Source organism: Pseudomonas sp. C32 (assembly GCF_030417915.1).
Taxonomy (GTDB): domain Bacteria; phylum Pseudomonadota; class Gammaproteobacteria; order Pseudomonadales; family Pseudomonadaceae; genus Aquipseudomonas.
Genome location: NZ_JAUHUK010000031.1, coordinates 15109 through 35313 on the forward strand (window position 1 = coordinate 15109; position 20205 = coordinate 35313).

The window sequence follows — 20205 nt, forward strand, 5'->3', positions numbered from 1 at the left end:
AGGATGGCCTTCGTCGGCAAGCCGGCTCCTACAGGGGGGTGGGGTTATTCGGTATCGTGGCCCTTGCGCCGATACGGGAACACATCAATCACCTTCCCCGCCCGAATCGCCTCTTGCAGGCTTTTCCAGTAATCGGCGTTGTACAACTCGCCATGCAGTTGATCGAACAGCTTGCGCTGGCCGAAATCGGCAAACAGGAACGGCGGGAACTCTTCGGGGAACACGTCCAGCGGCCCGATCGAATACCACGGCTCGGAGGCCATTTCGTCTTCCGGGGTGCGCGGTAGCGGGATGTGGCGGAAGTTGGCTTCGGTCAGGAAGCAGATCTCGTCGTAGTCGTAGAACACCACCCGACCGTGACGGGTGACGCCGAAGTTCTTCAGCAGCATGTCACCGGGAAAGATGTTTGCCGCCGCCAGTTGCTTGATCGCCAGACCATAATCCTCCAGCGCTTCACGCACCTGCGCCTCGTTGGCGTTTTCCAGGTACAGGTTAAGCGGAGTCATGCGTCGTTCGGTCCAGCAGTGACGGATCAGCACCGTGTCGCCTTCCACCGACACCGTGGACGCCGCGACTTCCAGCAATTCTTCGAGGCACGCCGGATCGAACTTGCTCAACGGAAAACGGAAGTCGGCGAACTCCTGGGTATCGGCCATGCGCCCAACGCGGTCGACGCTTTTTACCAGCCGGTACTTCTCGATCACCGTGGCACGGTCGACGTTTTTCGACGGCGAGAAACGGTCTTTGATGATTTTGAACACGGTGTTGAAACCCGGCAGGGTGAACACGCTCATCACCATGCCACGCACACCGGGGGCCATGATGAACTGGTCATCGGTGTTGGCCAGGTGATTGATCAGCGCCCGGTAGAACTCGGACTTGCCGTGCTTGTAGAAGCCGATCGAGGTGTACAGCTCGGCGATGTGCTTGCCCGGCAGGATGCGCTTGAGAAAGCCGATGAACTCCGCCGGCACCGGCACATCCACCATGAAATACGAACGGGTGAACGAGAAGATGATCGACACGTCCGCTTCGTCGGTGATCAACGCATCGATCTGAATGCCGCGACCTTCGAGGTGCAGCAGCGGAATCGCCAGCGGCCATTGCTCGTCGGCGGTGTAGATGCGCCCCACCAGGTACGCGCCTTTATTGCGGTAGAGCACCGAGGAAAACAGTTCGACGCTCAGCTCCGGGTCCTTGCACACCCAGTCCGGCAGGTTCTCGCGCAGCTGCGCTTCCAGGCGCGTCAAGTCACCGGACAGGTCGGCGTACTCCTCGCTGAAACGGTAATCGGCAAAGATGCTCGCTAGCATGCCGGACAACTGGCCCTGGGGTTTGTAGGTGCGGGTTTGCGCAGCGCGGGCCCGACGCAGGCTCGGCCGGGTGGTATGGATAAACATGCAGCCGTCGCTGATCAGGTCGTGGCTGAACAGCCCGCAGAAGATCGAGTTGTACCAGGTCTCGGACAATTCATCGTCGAAACGCAGGTCGATCAGGCTGATGTAGGCGCTTTTCACCAGCGGCCAGCAGCTGACGTCCAGCGTGTCTGCGTCAAACGCAGTGCGCAGTTTCTCCACCGTTTCGCTGACTTTATCTTCGTACAGATTGATCCGCGCCGCCGACGCCGTTTGCGTTTCCTGCCACTTGGCTTGTTCGAAACGCGCCCGGGCGCCATCGGTGATCTGGCGAAAATGCTCGCGGTAATCGTCAAAGCCATCGAGGATCAAGCGGGCGATATCGGCGGCTGGCCATTGCTGCGGCATGGGTGAGACCTCTGCGGGAATTCGTGAGCCCTGAGCTTAGCCAGTGAACCGGGTGCAGGAGAAGCGTAATTTTACCGGGGAATTAAATGCCCGTTTTCCGGTTGCCACGGACAAGGCTGTCAGCAACACTCTCGCCCTCATCAAGGAAGGAACGCGCTGTGAACCCCGTCGATATTTTCCGTTTACTGTCCCTGGCGGCCATTTGGGGTGCGAGTTTTCTGTTCATGCGCATCATCGCTCCGGTGATTGGCAGCATTCCGACCGCTTTTTTCCGTGTATCGATCGCCGCAGCCGGACTGCTGGTGATTCTTGGGCTGATGCGCATCAGTTGGGATTTCAAGGGCAAACTCAAAACCGTGATGCTGCTCGGGGTGATCAACTCCGGGATTCCGGCGACGCTCTATTCGGTGGCCGCGCAGGTGCTGCCGGCTGGTTACTCGTCGATTTTCAATGCCACGACCCCCTTGATGGGCGTGCTGATCGGCGGCCTGTTTTTCCATGAAAGGCTCACCGGCGCCAAACTCGGCGGCGTGTGCCTGGGGCTGTTCGGCGTGGGCGTGCTGACCCGTGCCGGCCCGGTGGCGTTCGATATGGAGCTGCTGATGGGTGCCGTCGCCTGCCTGCTCGCGACCACTTGCTACGGATTTGCGGGGTTTCTGGCCCGCCGCTGGCTCGATCAGGCCGGAGGTCTCGACAGCCGTTTGTCGGCACTGGGCAGCATGCTCGGCGCGACGTTGTTCCTGTTGCCGCTGTTCGGCTACAGCGTGATCAGCCAGCCACCCGCAAGCTGGGGCGGCTGGAGCGTGTGGCTGTCGTTGCTGGGGTTGGGCCTGGGATGCACGGCGTTTGCGTACATTGTTTACTTCCGGCTCCTGAGCTCGATTGGTCCGGTGAAGTCGATGACCACAACCTTTTTGATCCCGCTGTTCGGTGTGTTGTGGGGGGCGATGTTTCTCGATGAGCCGCTGTCGATGGCGCATGTCTATGGCGGGTTGTTGATTGCGCTGGCGTTGTGGCTGGTGTTGAAGCCGGCTGCTGTGAAAGTGGCTGAGGTGACTGCCAAGTAGTTCGGTGGTGCTGCTGATGACGCCATCGCCGGCAAGCCAGCTCCTACAAGGACGCGTATAACCCTGTAGGAGCTGGCTTGCCAGCGATGGCGTCAGATCAGACACCAACAATCACAAAGCTGACTGAGTGACCTCCCCATCCACCAACCGCCGAATCCCCAACGGATTACTGTTCTGCAACGCTTCTGGCAACAACGCATCCGGGTAATTCTGGAAGCACACCGGCCGCAGGAAACGATCAATCGCCAGGGTCCCGACGGACGTGCCACGCGAATCCGACGTCGCCGGATACGGCCCGCCATGCACCATCGCCTCGCAGACTTCGACTCCGGTCGGATAGCCATTAAGCAAGATCCGTCCAACTTTCTCTTGCAGCATTTCAGCCAGCCAACGGTACTCCAGCAACTCATCGGCCTCGCCGATCAGCGTCGCCGTCAATTGCCCACGCAACCCCTGCAACGCCGCCGTGAGCTGCGCCCGGTCCTCGACTTCGATAACGATGGTGGCCGGCCCGAACACTTCCTCCTGCAACAGCTCATCACCCTTGAGCAACAAACCGACATCGGCCTTGAACACCTGCGGCTGCGCCTGATTGCCCAGTTGTGGCTTACCCGCCAAATGGGTCAGACCCGGATGCTCGTGCAATTCCCCCAAGCCTCGGCTGTAGCTGGCCAGGGTTCCGGCATTGAGCATGGTTTGTGGCGGTTGCTGGTTCATGCTCGCGCAAAAGGTTTCCAGAAAGGTGCTGAATTGCGGCGAGCGCAAACCGATGACCAGGCCGGGATTGGTGCAGAACTGACCGCACCCCATCGTGACCGAACCGGCCAGTTGCGCTGCGATCTGCTCACCGCGCACCGCCAACGCCTCGGGCAACAGGAACACCGGATTGATACTCGACATCTCGGCGAACACCGGGATTGGCTGCGACCGAGTCGCGGCCATTTGGCTCAAAGCATTGCCGCCCTTGAGCGAACCGGTAAAACCCACGGCCTGAATAGCCGGGTGCTTGACCAGCCACTCGCCGACACCGCCGCCGTAGATCATGTTGAACACGCCCGCTGGCATTTCCGTGCGCTCGGCGGCGCGAATGATTGCGTCTGCCACCCATTCGGCCGTCGCCATGTGCCCGCTGTGAGCCTTGAACACCACCGGGCAACCGGCAGCCAGTGCCGAAGCGGTATCGCCACCGGCGGTGGAGAATGCCAGCGGAAAGTTGCTGGCACCGAACACCGCCACCGGCCCGAGCGCGATGCGGTACTGGCGCAGATCAGGACGCGGCAATGGTTGGCGATCCGGCAACGCCCGGTCGATGCGCGCACCGTAAAAGTCGCCGCGGCGCAGTACTTTGGCGAACAGACGCAGCTGGCCGCTGGTTCGCCCCCGTTCACCTTGAATACGCCCGGCTGGCAGCGCGGTTTCGCGACACACGGTGGCAACGAACTCATCGCCCAATGCATCGATTTCATCGGCAATGGCATCGAGGAAAGTGGCGCGTTTTTCCGCGCTCAGGTTGCGGTAGATCGGGTACGCCGCGGCAGCGGCATCGGCAGCGGCATTCACTTCGGCTGCGGATGCCTGAAAGAAGTGTCCGGGGAGCGGATCGCCCGTCGTTGCATCGAAACTTTGCAGTTGCGTCGTGCCATTGGCACTGCGGCGACCGCCGATGTAGTTGTGTCCGAGTAACGTGGTCATGTCGAATTCCTTGATCAATTGCCAACCTGTAGGAGCCGGCTTGCTGGCGATAGCGGTGTGTCAGGCGCTATCAATGTTGATTGATGCGCCGCTATCGCCAGCAAGCCGGCTCCTACAGGATCAGAGTGTGCGCACCTGGCCGATGGCTAACGGCTGGGCGCTCTCGCCGATGCCGTTGACCAACGGCGCACCGAACGCGTCGAGGCTGATCTGGAAGCGATCCCCCGGCTGGGTTTTCACGCCGTCGGCAAACGACAGCGTGGCGGTGCCGAAGTAATGCACATGGACATCGCCGGGACGCAAAAACTGCGCGTATTTGAAGTGGTGAAATTCAAGGTTGGCCAAGCTGTGGCACATGTTGTCCTCGCCGCTGAGAAACTCCTTTTCCCAGATCGTTTCGCCGTTGCGCTTGATCCGGCTGGTGCCGACTAAATGCCTGGGCAACTCGCCGACACGCAGCTCCGGACCGTAGGAACAACTGCGCAGTTTTGAATGGGCGAGGTACAGGTAATTGCGCCGCTCCATGACATGGTCGGAGAACTCGTTCCCCAGCGCATAACCGACGCGATACGGCTGGCCATCGTCGCCAATCACGTAGAGGCCGGTCAGCTCCGGTTCTTCACCGGCGTCCTCGGCAAACGGCGGCACCGGGAAGTCCGCACCGGGGCGCACGACAATGCTGCCATCGCCTTTGTAGAACCATTCCGGTTGCGCGCCGACCTGCCCCGCTTCTGGCTTGCCGCCCTCAAGGCCCCACTTGAAGATGCGCATGGTGTCGGTCATGCCGGCTTCGACGGCGCCGTCCTGCTGGTGCATCTTGTCTCGAGTCGCGGCGCTGCCCAGATGCGTCAGGCCGGTGCCGCTGATCAGGCAATGAGCCGGGTCTTCGTGATCCAGCGGTGGCAGGACTTTGCGCTGCTGCAACAGAGTGGCGTAATCCGGGCCGGGGTCTGTGCCGCGCAAGGCGACTTCTTCCTGCAGATTGCGTTGGCTGCGGATCGCCGCCAGCGCCAGTTCTCGAGTGCTGCGGGTGTCGCGCACGACCAGAATCTGCGCGCCGGCGACCAGCCCGACCTGACGCTCGCCGTCAGTGTTTTCAAATTGAATCAGGTGCATGTTGTGTCTCCGACAAGTCAGCCGGGCGCCGCCCGAAAGCGGCGCCTGAAGGTCATTCGATGATGTTGAAATCGCTCAGGTACTCATCGGAGATTTCCAGGCCCAGGCCCGGTTTGTTGTCATCGAGCTGGATGTAGCCGTTGACCGGTTGCGGCTCGCCCTTGAACACGTAGTAGAAGAGCTCGTTGCCGACCTCGACGTCGAACACCGGGAAGAACTCGGCCATCGGCGAGGCGGTGGTGGACATGGTCAGGTGGTAATTGTGCATCTGCCCGGCGTGGGGGATGACCGGCACCGACCAGGCCTCGGCCATGGCGTTGATCTTGCGCGCAGCGGTGATGCCGCCGACGCGGTTGGTGTCGTACTGGATCACGTCGACGGCGCGGCGTTCCAGCAGGTCCTTGAAGCCGTAGGAGGTGAACTCGTGTTCGCCGCCGGAGATCGGCATGATCCCCATTTTTTTCAGCTCGATGTAGCCTTCGATGTCGTCGGCGATCACCGGTTCTTCGAGCCAGCGCGGTTCGAATTCGGCCAGTTTCGGCAACATGCGGCGCGCGTATTCCAGGGTCCAGCCCATGTAGCATTCGAGCATGATGTCGACATCGGGGCCGGCCAGCTGACGCAGGGCGCGCACCTGTTCGATGTTGCGGCGCATGCCCGCAGGGCCGTCTTTCGGGCCGTAGCCGAAGCGCATTTTCAGCGCGGTGAAACCCTGGTTCAGGTAGCCCTGGGCTTCTTCGAGGAACAGGTCGAGGTTGTCGTTGGCGTAGAGCTTGGACGCGTAGGTCCAGATCTTTTCCTTGGTGCGCCCGCCCAGCAACTTGAACACCGGTTTGTTCACCGCCTTGCCCATGATGTCCCAGATGGCAATGTCGATGGCCGAGATCGCGGCCATGCCGATGCCTTTGCGGCCCCAGGCGTGGCTCTGGCGGTACATTTTCTGCCAGATGTATTCGTTGTCGAACGGGTCTTCGCCAATCGCTATCGGCGCCAGATAGGTGTCGATGATTTCCTTGGCCACGCGTGGTGCCAGGGCGCAGTTACCGATGCCGACAAGACCGGTGTCGGTCTCGACTTCCACCACCAGCCAGCCGTGGAAACGGAACGAGCCCATGGCATCGCCGCGCTCGAACAGGATGTCGCTGGCGTTGGTGCAGAAGTGCGCTTGAGGGGGAACGACTTTGCCTTTCCACTCGAAAACGCGGGTACGGATCGCTTTGATTTTCATGAATACAGTTCCTTGGGCTACCGGCCTTCTTGTCATTGTGGGTCGTGTGCGCAGAGCCTCTGGATAGTTGGGCTTTGGCATTCGATGGACCGACTTTAGCCAGCGCCCGGGGGCTGCGGATAATCACTTATGCGTATCCGGCGATAACCTGGGGTGATAGGAAAAAGCAGTTACCCCGTAGATCGAGTTATCGGGGCAATACCTAAACCTGTAGGAGCTGACTTGCCAGCGATAGCGGCCCGACAGTCACTTCAAGGGTGTCTGTCAGGCCGTCATCGCTGGCAAGCCAGCTCCTGCAAGGGGTTGCGTGGGTCTGAAAGTCAGTAGCGGTTGCCACCCATCCGGCAAGCAATCTCGAACGCCTGGCGAATCGCGCCCACATTCGCCGTGCCCTGCCCCGCGATATCAAACGCCGTGCCGTGAGCCGGAGTAGTGATCGGGATCGGCAGACCGCCCTGCACCGTCACGCCGCGAGAGAACCCCATCAACTTGATCGCGATCTGGCCCTGGTCGTGATACATCGTGACGACCGCGTCGAAAGCACTGGCATCGCCCTGGACCTTGAGGAAAATCGTATCCGCCGGATACGGCCCTTGCGCCGCAATCCCCAGCGCCTGAGCCGAGCGCACGGCCGGGCCGATAATGTCCAGTTCTTCGCGGCCGAACGAGCCGTTATCGCCGTTATGCGGATTCAATCCACACACGCCGATGCGCGGTTTTTCCAGACCGTTGCGCTTGAGCGCGGTGTCGATCAACTGGATCGCTTCGACCACCCGCTTTTCGCTGAGCAGCCCCGGCACATCCTTCAAGGCCACATGGGACGTCACCCGTGAAGTCCACAGATTGTCGAGCACGTTGAATTCGCAGAACGGTCCGTGGAAATCCAGCAGCTCGGCGAACCAGTGCAACTCATCGCTGTGGGCCATGCCGGCCATGTGCAGCGAAGTCTTGTTCAACGGCCCGAACAGCACCGCGTCAGTCGTGCCGGCCTCGGTCAGGCGTAAAGCGACTTCCAGGGTATCGAGGCTGTAGCGACCGCCGACGACGCTGGCTTCACTGCGCGGGAACTCACCAACGGCATCGCCGCGAAAGTCGTAGAACAGGGGCGTGTCATCAATAAAGGAAAGTTGCTCCAGCGAATCCACGCGTCGATACGGAAATTCCATCCCGGCGATGCGCATGCCGCGGCGCATTTCCGCTTCGTCGGCGATCAGGATCACGTTGGCCTTGCTGCGCACGTCGGGCTCACCGAGCAAACGTGCGATCAATTCCGGACCGATGCCCGCGGGGTCTCCCAGGACCATCGCGATGGTGGATTTTTTCATGCTTCACTCCTCAAGGGTTCAGGCTGCGCCCGGTCAATGGCGCAAGGCTCGCAGCGATAAACGCGCTGCGCGTTGCTGTAGAACAGTCGCTCCTGATCGGCCCAAGGCAGATCGGCGACGATGGATTTGAAACCGCTGTAGATGTCATCGAACGAGCCGCACAGGCTGTCGACCGGAAAGTTGCTGGCGAACATCGCCCGGTGGCTGCCGAACATGGCGATGACTTCGCGCACGATCCACGTGTTGTCCTTGGCGCGCCAACGCTGGCCGCCCTGGCCCAGTCCGGAAATCTTCACCACGACGTTCGGCCATTGCGCCAGCCGCGCCATCGCCAGGCGCCAACCGGCGAGGCCTTCGGCGCTGCGGTCATTGGGCAACCCGGCATGGTTGAGAATCAGCGTGATGCCAGGGAAATCCCGAGCCAGGCGTTCGGCCTCGTGCAGGTTCCACCAAGGCGTCTGCAAATCGAAATGCAGGCCCAGGCCTTCCAGCGCGGCGTAGCTGCGACGCCAGTGCTCATCGCTCATCAAACTGCGCATGTGTCCCACCTGCGACGCCGTGGTCGGCCCGCCCGGTTTGTGGCGCACGCTGCGCACATGCTTGAAGCGCGCCTGCTCGGTGAGCACGTCGATGGCGTCCGGGTGATCGAGCCAGGCTTGCGCGACGACAGCATTCGGCACGCCGTAGCGGGCGGCGAGTTGCTCGATGAAACGGGTTTCGCCAATCGGATCCTCAGGGTTCCATTCGGTCTCGACGTACACCGTTTGCACGACGTTGTGCGGACCTGCATCGGCGAAATAATCCTCAGGGAAATATCGGCGTTTGATCGCGGTGTAATCGCCGTAGCGAAACGGGATGCTGGCCTCGGGCGCGAGCCACGGATGGTCGTTGACGGTCGGATCCCAGAAATGATGATGAGCGTCGATGATCGGGCCGTTCCAGGCTTTTTTCAGTAAGGGCTCAGTCATGACGCACCTCGTCGAGGCTGATGAACAACGTCGCCAGCACAAACACTGCCGAACACGCCGCGAAGAACCCGAGCACCGGGGCAAAACCACCGGTCGCTTGCAGAATTACCCCCACCAGAATCGGCACCGCAATACCGCCGGTGCTGCCGGCCATGTTCATCACACCGCCGATCAGGCCGACCCGCGCCGGGGCTGCCAGCAGCGCCGGGAAGCTCCAGTAGAGGCTGCCCCACATCAGGAAAAACGCAGTCATGGCCAACAACGCCACGGCCGCGTAGGGATTGGTCAGTGTTGGCAGCATCAGGAACGCACCCAGTGCGACCAGCCCGGAAAACGCCAGCAGGCTCTTGACCGTGACACCGCGGCTGACACCTTTGCGGATCAAACCGTCGCACAGGAAACCACCGGTCAACGAACCCAGCGCACCGCAGATGAAAATCACAAACGTCGCGGCACCAATGCCCTTGATATCAAAGCCGCGAGCCTGAGACAGATAACTCGGCCCCCAGGTCAGCAGACCGAAATACACCATCGCCCAACTGGCCCGTCCGATCAGCAAACCGCTCAGGGAACGGGCGGCGATGCCCAGTCCTTTGACCGGAACCCGCGCTGCTTCGGCGGCCGGGGTTGCACGACCGGCGTTGATTTTTTCCAGCTCCGCGTCGTTGACTTGCGGGTGGCTGGCCGGGTCATCCCGCAGATAACGCCGGGCCACCCACGCCAGCACCAACGTGGCAATGCCGGCGATCACAAAGGCCAGGCGCCAGGAGTCCAGCGACGCGATCAGGTACGCAATGATCAACCCGCCCAGCGCCACACCCAACGGGCTGCCACTGTCCATCAACACCGCGCCACGACTGCGTTCGCTCGGGGCCAGCCACAAGGAAATCAGCTTGCCACCCGACGGGAACAACGGCGCTTCCGCCGCACCCAGTGCCACCCGCGCAAATAACAGCGACAAGCCGCCGGTAGCAAAGGCCGCCAGCACCTGGAAGGTTCCCCACAATCCCGTCGACCAGCTGATGACCCGATGCGGGCCGAAGCGATCGATCAACCAGCCGCCGGGAATCTGCAACAACGCATAGGCCCAGAAGAAGCTGCTGAGGATGAGCCCCTGCAGACTTGGTGACAGGGAGAACTCATGGGCGATGGTCGGCATCGCGATAGACAGCGACACCCGGTCGATCAGGTTGACCATGGTCAGCGCGAAGATGATCGCGAAGATTTTCCAGCGCACACCGCTGGCTTTGGCACTGGCTTGCGCGGGCGCAGCGGTCTGCTTCTGGACACCTGCGTCGGGCAGGCTCAGGGAAGCACTGGATCGAGCCATGGTGCGTACCTCGTTTTATTATTTTTGTGGAGATGCAAACGTCGATCTGTAGGAGCCGGCTTGCTGGCGAAAGCGGTGTGTCAGTCGCAATCAATGTTGATGCGCCATGATCGCCAGCAAGCCGGCTCCTACGGGATTGGCGTTGTGACGTTGTTGAACACTATCGAAGGCTCACTGATAACCGTCTAATCAAAACTTGAAATCAGGTGATAGCCACGGGTTATGTCATGTCGTGCTTTCAATGACCTTTCAACTCAGATCCTTGTAGGAGCAGGCTCGCTCCCATTGCTATAACCCCAGGCTATCGGTGTATGTATTGTTTTGACTAGACGCCACGCCTGGACCTTCACACACTCAGGCCAGGCTTGCAGCTTTCGAGCGCAGACAAGTCACTACTCATAACAACTACAAAAACGAGGCCCTTCCATCATGCGAAATGCATTCGTCCGTCGCACATCCCGTCTGTTTCTCGGTTGTACACTGGTCGCCGCCGGCGCCCTTCCCGCGCTGGCTCACGCCTGGCAACCGGACAAAAATGTCGAAATCGTTGTCGCCGGTGGCCCCGGAGGCGGTACTGACCAACTCGGTCGCCTGATCCAGTCGATCATCACCACGCACAAGCTGCTCGACGTCAATACCATCGTCCTCAACAAGGGTGGCGGCAACGGTGCCGAAGCCTTCCTCGACATGAAAATGAACAAGGGCGATGCCGAGAAACTGGTGATCGGCACGAACAACATCTACCTGTTGCCGCTGGTCTCCAAGCTCGGCTACCAATGGCAGGAGCTGACGCCGATTGCCGCCGTGGCCGAAGATGACTTCATCCTCTGGAGCTACAAAGGCGCGCCGTGGAAAGACGCGAAAAGCTTCTACGAAGCGGTCAAGGCTGACCCATCGAACCTGCGCATGGGTGGCAGCCAGTCCAAGGACGTCGACCAGACCCTGACCCTGCTGCTCAACCAGACCAACAACAGCAAACTGGTGTACATCCCGTTCAAGAGCGGCAGCGAGGCCGCGACCCAACTGGCCGGCAAACACATCGCCGCCAACGTCAACAACCCCAGCGAAAGCATCAGCCAGTGGCGTGGTGATCAGGTCGAGCCGCTCTGCGTGTTTAGTAAAGAACGCATGAGCTACACCGAAAAAGTCGCCGGCGACAAAGCCTGGGCCGACGTGCCGACCTGCCATGAACAGGGCCTTGGGATCGATCAGTATCGCTTCCCGCGCACCGTGTTCATGCCCGGCGATATCAGCGCCGAACAACGGGCGTTCTATGTCGAGCTGATGCGCAAAGTTACCGAAACGCCGGAGTTCAAGGCCTACGTGAAACAGAACGCGCTGGTGCCGACCTTCCTTGAGGGCGAGCCACTGACCGCCTACATCGAAAAAGACACCGCCCGCGTCACCCCGGTGTTCAAAGAAGCCGGCTGGCTGAAAAACTAAGTTGTCGCGGCCGCTCGCCTGCGGGCGAGCGTCTCCTGCTGGAGGTGTTTCATGTCCCATTCTTCGGATTCACCGGCGCTGGTCGGCACCCGTTGGGTCGAACTCGGCCTGACGCTGTTCACCACCCTGATCGGCGCCGTGGTGATGTTCGGCAGTGTCGAACAAGGCATCGGCTGGGGTGATGCCGGCCCCGAGCCGGGTTACTTCCCCTTTTATATCGGCCTGCTGCTGAGCGCCGCGAGCGTGGGCAACGCCGTTCTGACGCTGGTGCGCTGGCAGGCCATGAGCGTGGCTTTTGTCAGTCGCGACGCGTTCAGGCAAGTGTTGTCGGTGTTCATTCCAATTGCACTGTTCGTCGGCGCCATGCCGTTCACCGGCATCTACGTGGCCTCGGCGTGTTTCATCGCCTGGTTCATGTGGCGTGACAAGGTTCGCGTCAAGCCGTACGGCAAGTTGATGATCGGATGCGTATCGCTCGGCGCGGTGCTCGCCAGCTACCTGATTTTCGCGTTGTGGTTCAAGGTGCCGCTGGATGCCGGCCCAATGGGCGACTGGATTGCCCTGGCCGGGAGAAATTTCAAATGAGCGAGTTCGATTCCCTGCTGCAAGGCATGAACCTGATCCTCACCCCAGGCCACATCGGCTTGATGGTGATCGGCGTGCTGCTGGGCATTCTGGTCGGCGTTTTGCCCGGCCTCGGCGCCCCCAATGGCGTGGCGTTGCTGCTGCCGCTGACGTTCACCATGTCGCCGGTGTCGGCGATCATTCTGCTGTCGTGCATGTATTGGGGCGCGCTGTTCGGCGGTTCGATCACCTCGATCCTGTTCAACATACCCGGCGAGCCCTCATCGGTGGCCACCACGTTCGACGGCTACCCCATGGCCCGCGAAGGCCGCGCTGCCGAGGCGTTGACCGCCGCGTTCAGTTCGGCCCTGATCGGCGCGTTGTGCGGGGTGCTGCTGTTGACCTTTCTGTCGACCAAGATCGCGGCGTTCGCCATGTCGTTCAGTTCACCGGAGTTCTTTGCGGTGTACCTGTTGGCGTTCTGCACCTTCATCGGCATGAGCAAGAACCCGCCGCTGAAAACCGTGGTGGCGATGATGATCGGTTTCGCCATGGCGGCGGTCGGCATGGACACCGTTTCCGGCAACCTGCGCCTGACTTTCGACCAACCGATCCTGATGACCGGTATCAGTTTCGAGGTCGCGGTGATCGGCCTGTTCGGCATCGGCGAAATCCTCTGCACGGTCGAAGAAGGTCTGGTGTTCCGTGGGGAGCACGCGCGCATCACGCCGATGGTGATTTTGCGCACCTGGGCAAAGCTGCCGCGCTACTGGTGGACAATCGTGCGCAGTACGCTGGTCGGTTGCTGGATGGGCATCACACCTGGCGGCCCAACCGCTGCGTCCTTCATGAGCTACAGCCTCGCGCGGCGCTTCTCGAAGAACCGTGACAATTTCGGCAAAGGTGAAATCGAAGGCGTGATCGCCCCGGAAACCGCCGACCACGCCGCTGGCACCAGCGCACTGTTGCCAATGCTGACCCTCGGCATTCCGGGTTCGGCCACTGCCGCGGTCATGCTCGGCGGCTTGATGATCTGGGGGCTGCATCCCGGGCCGACGCTGTTCGTCGAGCAACACGACTTTGTCTGGGGCCTGATCGCCAGCATGTACCTGGGTAACGTGGTGAGCCTGATCGTGGTGTTGGCCACCGTGCCGCTGTTCGCTTCGATCCTGCGCATACCGTTCTCGATCATCGCGCCGATTATCATCATGGTCTGCGCCATCGGCGCGTACTCGGTGCACAACTCGTTCTTCGATGTGGTCCTGATGCTGGGCTTCGGTGCGCTGGGTTACCTGTTCAAGAAACTCGGCTATCCGATTGCGCCGCTGGTGCTGGCGGCTGTGTTGGGAGACAAAGCGGAAGACGCCTTCCGTCAGTCGATGCTGTTCTCTGACGGGCAACTGGGGATTTTCTGGTCCAACCCACTGGTGGGCAGCCTGACCACGGCAGCCCTGCTGATGCTGTTCTGGCCGTTGATTTCCAAGGCCTTGGGCCTCTTGATCGGCCTGCGCAAACCTCACGTCGCCAAGCCAAAATCGGTGCTGTGACACAGCAATGCTGGCAACGCCTGACATTTGTTGTCAGGCTTGCCGCAGACTTTCTTGCGAGCACGGCCCATGACCCGAATTCCTGTTGCCAATGTCATCCATAGTCGTCTGCGTTTGCGCCAATTGCGGCTGATGCTGGCGTTGCAGGAATTCGGTTCATTGCGCCGCGCTGCCGACCACATCGGCATGACCCAACCAGCGGCGACCAAGATGCTTCACGAAGCCGAGGACTTGCTCGGCGTCGAACTCTTCGAACGCCTGCCCCGGGGCATGCGCTCTACCCCGTTCGGGGAAACCGTCATCTATTACGCGCGCATGGTCTTCGCTGAATTGAGCGGCATGCGTGAAGAACTGGTCGCCCTCGAATCCGGCAACCTGGGCCGGGTCGCGGTCGGCGCCATTCCGGCACTCGCCTCAGGGTTGTTGACCCGCACCATCGCCACCTTGAAAAAAAGCCACCCGCGCTTGTCCATGAGCATCCAGGTCGATACCAGCGACGTGCTGGTACAGGCGCTGTTGCAGGATCAACTGGACATCGTGTTGGGGCGAATTCCCGCAGGTGCCCGCGCCGAAGAATTGCTCTTTGACAGCCTCGGCGAAGAAGCCCTGTGCGTGATTGCCGGTGCGCAACATCCACTGGCCAAAGCCACGCAACTGAGCTGGGCCGAATTGCAGAACATGACCTGGGTGCTGCAACAACACCCAAGTCCGATGCGCGCAATCATCAATCAGGTGTTTCACAACGCCCGCGTCGACATCCCGAGCAGCATCGTTGAAACCACATCGATCATGACCTTGCTGTCTTTGATTCAACAAACCGACATGCTCGGTGTAACGCCGGTGTCAGTGGTCGAGGACTATCCCGGCCGGGATCTGCTGGCGGTGTTGCCGATCAAATTCGAAGCGCGACTTCCGCCTTATGGGTTAATCACCCGCCGACATCGTATTCAGTCTTCGGCGATGCAGGCGTTCATGAATTCGGTGCGGGCTGAGCATACTCAGGTTAAATAAAAAATCGCTCCCAGAGCGCGGTTTCTTCATCAGAATCACCCAAACAGCCAATACCCCAACAACGTCAGCACCACGACCGCCAACACCGGAACGCCTTTGCGACAAAGGATAGGTCCACCTACAACTACCCGACATCGCCAACCACGGGAATAACCCGCCTGACCCGACATTCAGTCTTAACAGTTACGCAACAAAGCCGTTGCTAACATGAAGCACCTGAACGCTCGCTGACCTTGAATCTCCTTGATGAAGAGGCGGTTGCCCCGCCCCTTCATTGTCCTGCACCCGACTGTTACTGCTGGTTCTCCTGATCGGTAAACAGATCGCTGAAGAGCATGCTCGACAGATAACGTTCGCCCGAATCCGGCAGGATGACCACGATGGTCTTGCCCTGCATTTCCGGGGTTTCGGCCAACCGCACCGCTACCGCCATTGCTGCACCGCAGGAGATGCCGCACAAAATCCCTTCTTCCTGCATCAACCTCAGGGCCATCGCCTTGGACTCATCGTCGCTGACCAACTCGACACGGTCGACCATCGACAAGTCCAGGTTCTTCGGCACAAATCCGGCACCGATGCCCTGGATCTTGTGCGGGCTCGGTTTGATTTCCTCTCCCGCCAGCGCTTGGGTAATCACCGGGGAGACCACCGGTTCTACCGCCACCGAAATAATCGGTTTGCCCTGGGTATTCTTGATATACCGCGAAACACCCGTGATCGTTCCGCCCGTTCCGACGCCAGCGACCAGCACGTCGACAGCGCCATCGGTATCGTTCCAGATTTCCGGGCCGGTGGTCTTTTCGTGGATGGCCGGGTTGGCCGGGTTGTCGAACTGCGCAGGCATGAAATATCTGGACGGATCGCCGGCAACGATTTCGCCCGCTTTCTCGATGGCGCCTTTCATGCCCTTGGCGGGCTCAGTCAGCACAAGTTCGGCGCCCAGGGCCTTGAGCACTTTGCGCCGTTCGATACTCATGGACGCGGGCATGGTCAGCATCAATTTGTAGCCACGGGCAGCGGCCACGAAGGCCAGGCCGATGCCGGTGTTGCCGGAGGTCGGTTCGACGATGGTCATGCCCGGCTTGAGTTTACCGCTGCTTTCGGCGTCCCAGATCATGTTCGCGCCGATCCGGCACTTGACCGAGTAACCCGGGTTACGACCTTCGATTTTGGCCAGGATAGTGACGCCACGCGGGGCGATTCGGTTGATCTGCACCAGCGGTGTATTGCCGATGGAGTGGGCGTTGTCAGCAAAAATTCGGCTCATGGCTGTGTCCTTGACTCATGACTTCAACATTAAAAACAGGGCATCAAGGTAAGCCTCTTGCACGTAGGCGTCCAGTCAGGTCGAACGTCCGCTTACCCGCGCAGTCAACCGCATTACATCGCCAGAGATTTGCCATCATGAAACGTCGATACAGCTGGCCCCTGTGGACCTTCGCCGCCCTCGTCGTGCTGTTGGTTACCCTGCACTTCACCCTGCCTTATCTGGTGCGTGATTATCTCAATGAGCGGCTGGCTGACATGGGCGACTACCGTGGCCAGGTGATCGATGTGGACCTGGCCCTGTGGCGCGGCGCTTACAAAATCAATGGCCTGAGAATCGTCAAGGTCAATGGCAAGGTGCCGGTGCCCTTCGTCAATGCGCCGTTGATCGACCTCTCTGTCAGTTGGCACTCCTTGTGGTACGACCGCGCGGTCGTCGCTCAAGTGCATTTTTTTGACCCCGAAATAAACTTCGTCGATGGCGGGGCCAACAAGAAAAACTCACAGACCGGTGAAGGCACTGACTGGCGGGCTCAATTGGGTAAATTACTGCCCATTACCCTGGACGAAGTGCGGATTTACGATGGCCGAATCACCTTTCGTAATTTCAATTCCAAACCGCCGGTCAACATGAATGCCACAAAGGTAAACGCCAGCATCTTCAACCTGACCAACGTGGTGGACAAAAAAGGCAAACGCGACGCGCGCTTCGAAGGCAAAGCACTGCTGCTGGGCCACGCCCCTCTGGAAACCACGGCAACGTTTGATCCCCTGAGCGACTTCCAGGATTTCGAATTCCGGATGAGAGCCACGGACATCCAGCTCAAACGCTTGAACGACTTCGCAGCGGCGTACGGCAAGTTCGACTTCAACGCCGGTCATGGCGATGTGGTGATAGAAGCCAAGGCCGAGAAGGGGCGCCTCACCGGCTATATAAAGCCGTTGCTGCGCGATGTTGACGTGTTCAATTGGCAGCAGGATGTGGAAAACAAGGACAAGGGCCTGTTTCGCTCCATATGGGAAGCCTTGGTCGGCGGCACTGAGAACGTGTTGAAAAATCAGGGCAAAAACCAGTTCGCAACGCGCGTCGAACTCAAAGGCAATGTGCATCAACGGGATATCAGCGGATTCCAGGCGTTTTTACAGATTTTGCGCAATGGTTTCGTCCAGGCCTTCAACGCACGGTACGAACGGCCAAAGCCGGAATCCGGTTAACGTTTACGCGTGACGGTGTATCGACCTGTTTCCTCCGCCGCCCTGGACGGGTTCGATTGCTGTTGCAGAAAATCCCAACCCAGACAGGCCAGGGCCAAAGAACGCGGCACCGTTTCGCGACCACTGCTGTAGCGACTGATACTGCGGGTGCTGACCCCCAGAGCCTCGGCGGCCTGATTGAGCGGTAACCCGGTGCGTGCACGCCAGTCGATAAAGATACGGGTATTTTCATCCGCTGCGTTTTGCGCCAGGGCATCCAGATACAAGGTGTCGGCGCCAATCTGGATATCCGGCTCGAGCCATTCGACACACCAACCGTCATCACCGAGGGTGACGGCCTGGCTACACGCCGAGACTGAGTCAAGATGTGACGCCCCATTCAGAGACTGAATAAGCCGTCTGCGTTCACAGTCGACGGGGCGCCGCGTTATAGTCGGGGCTGACCATTTTTATTGCGCCCCGCCCTGCCTCGCTCAGGTCGGCGTTACCGTTCGAGGATTAGCAGATGAAGTTCGAAGGCACCCAGGCCTACGTCGCCACCGATGACCTGAAGCTGGCGGTCAACGCCGCCATCACCCTGGAGCGGCCATTGCTGGTCAAGGGCGAACCGGGCACCGGCAAGACCATGCTCGCCGAGCAACTGGCCGAATCCTTTGGCGCCAAGCTGATCACCTGGCACATCAAGTCGACCACCAAGGCCCATCAAGGCCTGTACGAGTACGACGCGGTCAGCCGCTTGCGCGACTCGCAACTGGGCACGGAAAAAGTCCACGACGTTCGCAACTACCTGAAAAAGGGCAAGCTGTGGGAGGCTTTCGAGTCCGAAGAGCGTGTGATCCTGCTGATCGACGAAATCGACAAGGCCGACATCGAGTTCCCGAACGACCTGCTGCAAGAACTCGACAAGATGGAGTTCTACGTTTACGAGATCGACGAGACCATCAAGGCCAAGAAACGCCCGATCATCATCATTACCTCCAACAACGAGAAAGAGCTGCCGGACGCCTTCCTGCGCCGCTGCTTCTTCCACTACATCGCCTTCCCTGACCGCACCACCCTGCAAAAAATCGTCGACGTCCACTACCCGGACATCAAGAAAGACCTGGTCAGCGAAGCGCTGGACGTGTTCTTCGACGTGCGCAAGGTGCCGGGCCTGAAGAAGAAGCCGTCGACCTCCGAACTGGTGGACTGGCTGAAGCTGCTGATGGCCGACAACATCGGCGAAGCCGTACTGCGCGAACGTGATCCGACCAAGGCCATCCCGCCGCTGGCCGGCGCTTTGGTGAAGAACGAACAGGACGTGCAATTGCTTGAGCGTCTGGCGTTCATGAGCCGTCGTGGCAGTCGATAAGGGCCAACGCCATGTTGCTCAACCTGTTCAATGAAATGCGCGCAGCCAAGGTGCCGGTCTCGGTGCGTGAACTGCTGGACCTGATCAACGCGTTGAAACAGCGCGTGACGTTCGCCGACATGGACGAGTTTTACTACTTGGCCCGGGCGATCCTGGTGAAGGACGAAAAGCATTTCGACAAGTTCGACCGCGCCTTCGGTGCTTACTTCAATGGCCTGGAAAAACTCGACGACCACTTGCAGGCGCTGATCCCTGAGGACTGGCTGCGCAAGGAATTCGAGCGCTCGCTGACCGACGAAGAGCGGGCGGCGATCCAGTCCCTCGGTGGCCTGGACAAACTGATCGAAGAGTTCAAGAAACGCCTGGAAGAACAGAAAGAACGCCATGCCGGCGGCAACAAGTGGATCGGCACTGGCGGCACGAGCCCGTTTGGTTCTGGCGGTTTCAACCCCGAAGGCATTCGGGTCGGCGACGCCGGCAAGCGCCAGGGTAAAGCGGTCAAGGTCTGGGACCAGCGCGAGTACAAGAACCTCGACGATTCGGTGGAACTGGGCACGCGCAACATCAAGGTCGCGCTGCGCCGTTTGCGCAAGTTCGCCCGTCAGGGTGCGGCGGAAGAACTCGATATCGATGGCACCATCGACCACACCGCCAAGGATGCCGGCTTGCTGAACATCCAGATGCGTCCGGAGCGACGCAACACGGTCAAGTTGTTGCTGCTGTTCGACATCGGCGGCTCGATGGACGCGCACGTGAAGATCTGCGAAGAGCTGTTCTCGGCCTGCAAGACCGAGTTCAAGCACCTGGAGTACTTCTACTTCCACAACTTCATTTATGAATCGGTGTGGAAGAACAACATGCGCCGCACTTCCGAGCGCACGTCGACCATGGACCTGCTGCACAAGTACGGCGCCGACTACAAAGTGATCTTCATCGGCGACGCCGCCATGGCGCCGTATGAAATCACCCAGCCCGGCGGCAGCGTCGAGCACTGGAACGAAGAAGCCGGTTACGTGTGGATGCAGCGCTTCAAGGAGAAGTACAAGAAACTCATCTGGATCAACCCGTACCCGAAGGACACGTGGAGCTATACCTCGTCGACCAACATCGTGCGGGATTTGATCGACGACCAGATGTATCCGCTGACCCTTCGGGGGTTGGAGGAAGGGATGCGGTTTTTGTCCAAATAAGGCGTTTCACCTGTGGCGAGGGGGCTTGCCCCCGTTGAGTTGCGAAGCGACCCCAAATCTGCAATCGCGATGTATCAGATACACCGCATGCAATGGTTTTACGACTGCTGCGCAGCCGAACGGGGGCAA

Annotated in this window: 16 protein-coding genes and 1 pseudogene; 8 read left to right on the top strand and 9 right to left on the bottom strand. The window is 60.0% G+C overall.

Features of this window, described 5'->3' with window-relative positions:
- Positions 1 to 44: 44 nt before the first annotated feature.
- Positions 45 to 1763 (bottom strand): bifunctional isocitrate dehydrogenase kinase/phosphatase, encoded by a 1719-nt coding sequence (aceK, locus tag QYH43_RS25455; protein ID WP_095060678.1) that lies wholly within the window; start codon positions 1761 to 1763, stop codon positions 45 to 47.
- Positions 1764 to 1921: 158 nt separating this feature from the next.
- Here aceK and QYH43_RS25460 point away from each other — a divergent pair, with 158 nt between their 5' ends.
- Positions 1922 to 2830, top strand: coding sequence for a DMT family transporter (locus QYH43_RS25460; protein WP_301158369.1), 909 nt, complete (start codon positions 1922 to 1924; stop codon positions 2828 to 2830).
- Between the two features lie 111 nt (positions 2831 to 2941).
- Here QYH43_RS25460 and QYH43_RS25465 read toward each other — a convergent pair whose 3' ends face one another.
- The 6 genes from QYH43_RS25465 to QYH43_RS25490 all read right to left on the bottom strand — a co-directional run bounded on the left by QYH43_RS25465 (position 2942) and on the right by QYH43_RS25490 (position 10489).
- Positions 2942 to 4522: an aldehyde dehydrogenase (NADP(+)) gene (locus QYH43_RS25465; RefSeq protein WP_301158370.1), complete on the bottom strand. Its 1581-nt coding sequence runs from the start codon at positions 4520 to 4522 to the stop codon at positions 2942 to 2944.
- A gap of 120 nt (positions 4523 to 4642) precedes the next feature.
- Positions 4643 to 5638 carry an AraD1 family protein gene (gene araD1, locus QYH43_RS25470; protein ID WP_095152166.1) on the bottom strand — a complete coding sequence of 332 codons (996 nt, stop codon included), beginning with the start codon at positions 5636 to 5638 and terminating at the stop codon, positions 4643 to 4645.
- Positions 5639 to 5690: 52 nt separating this feature from the next.
- Positions 5691 to 6866, bottom strand: coding sequence for an L-rhamnonate dehydratase (locus tag QYH43_RS25475; RefSeq protein WP_095060670.1), 1176 nt, complete (start codon positions 6864 to 6866; stop codon positions 5691 to 5693).
- A 320-nt stretch (positions 6867 to 7186) separates the two neighbouring features.
- On the bottom strand, positions 7187 to 8191 hold the full coding sequence (locus tag QYH43_RS25480) for a 4-hydroxythreonine-4-phosphate dehydrogenase PdxA (protein ID WP_301158371.1): 1005 nt from the start codon (positions 8189 to 8191) through the stop codon (positions 7187 to 7189).
- Positions 8188 to 9144: an amidohydrolase gene (locus tag QYH43_RS25485; RefSeq protein ID WP_301158389.1), complete on the bottom strand. Its 957-nt coding sequence runs from the start codon at positions 9142 to 9144 to the stop codon at positions 8188 to 8190. Before QYH43_RS25485 ends, QYH43_RS25480 begins: the two co-directional genes overlap by 4 nt.
- A gap of 7 nt (positions 9145 to 9151) precedes the next feature.
- Positions 9152 to 10489, bottom strand: coding sequence for an MFS transporter (locus tag QYH43_RS25490; RefSeq protein ID WP_301158373.1), 1338 nt, complete (start codon positions 10487 to 10489; stop codon positions 9152 to 9154).
- 429 nt (positions 10490 to 10918) lie between these two features.
- On the opposite strand from QYH43_RS25490, the gene QYH43_RS25495 reads away from it, so the two are divergent.
- The 4 genes from QYH43_RS25495 (at position 10919) to QYH43_RS25510 (ending at position 15054) form a co-directional block, all read left to right on the top strand.
- Positions 10919 to 11932, top strand: coding sequence for a tripartite tricarboxylate transporter substrate binding protein (locus QYH43_RS25495; RefSeq protein ID WP_095060665.1), 1014 nt, complete (start codon positions 10919 to 10921; stop codon positions 11930 to 11932).
- 51 nt (positions 11933 to 11983) lie between these two features.
- Positions 11984 to 12517, top strand: a complete 534-nt coding sequence (locus tag QYH43_RS25500; protein ID WP_301158374.1) for a tripartite tricarboxylate transporter TctB family protein — start codon at positions 11984 to 11986, stop codon at positions 12515 to 12517.
- Positions 12514 to 14043, top strand: coding sequence for a tripartite tricarboxylate transporter permease (locus QYH43_RS25505; protein WP_095060662.1), 1530 nt, complete (start codon positions 12514 to 12516; stop codon positions 14041 to 14043). Before QYH43_RS25500 ends, QYH43_RS25505 begins: the two co-directional genes overlap by 4 nt.
- Positions 14044 to 14112: 69 nt before the next feature.
- Entirely contained in the window at positions 14113 to 15054 is a 942-nt protein-coding gene (locus QYH43_RS25510) for a LysR family transcriptional regulator (RefSeq protein WP_095060661.1), read from the top strand.
- A 292-nt stretch (positions 15055 to 15346) separates the two neighbouring features.
- On the opposite strand, the gene cysK is transcribed toward QYH43_RS25510, so the two are convergent.
- Complete coding sequence (gene cysK / locus QYH43_RS25515; protein ID WP_301158375.1) at positions 15347 to 16321, bottom strand: cysteine synthase A; 975 nt, start codon at positions 16319 to 16321, stop codon at positions 15347 to 15349.
- 137 nt (positions 16322 to 16458) lie between these two features.
- Here cysK and QYH43_RS25520 point away from each other — a divergent pair, with 137 nt between their 5' ends.
- Positions 16459 to 17535, top strand: a complete 1077-nt coding sequence (locus QYH43_RS25520; RefSeq protein ID WP_095060659.1) for a DUF748 domain-containing protein — start codon at positions 16459 to 16461, stop codon at positions 17533 to 17535.
- On the opposite strand, the pseudogene QYH43_RS25525 reads toward QYH43_RS25520, so the two are convergent.
- Positions 17532 to 17864, bottom strand: a pseudogene (locus tag QYH43_RS25525) (helix-turn-helix domain-containing protein); the annotation flags it as partial. The gene QYH43_RS25520 and the pseudogene QYH43_RS25525 sit on opposite strands and share 4 nt — an antisense overlap.
- A 176-nt stretch (positions 17865 to 18040) precedes the next feature.
- Here QYH43_RS25525 and QYH43_RS25530 point away from each other — a divergent pair.
- Positions 18041 to 18886 carry a MoxR family ATPase gene (locus QYH43_RS25530; RefSeq protein ID WP_034150015.1) on the top strand — a complete coding sequence of 282 codons (846 nt, stop codon included), beginning with the start codon at positions 18041 to 18043 and terminating at the stop codon, positions 18884 to 18886.
- A gap of 11 nt (positions 18887 to 18897) precedes the next feature.
- Complete coding sequence (locus QYH43_RS25535) at positions 18898 to 20076, top strand: VWA domain-containing protein (RefSeq protein ID WP_301158376.1); 1179 nt, start codon at positions 18898 to 18900, stop codon at positions 20074 to 20076.
- The last annotated feature ends 129 nt before the right edge of the window (positions 20077 to 20205 follow it).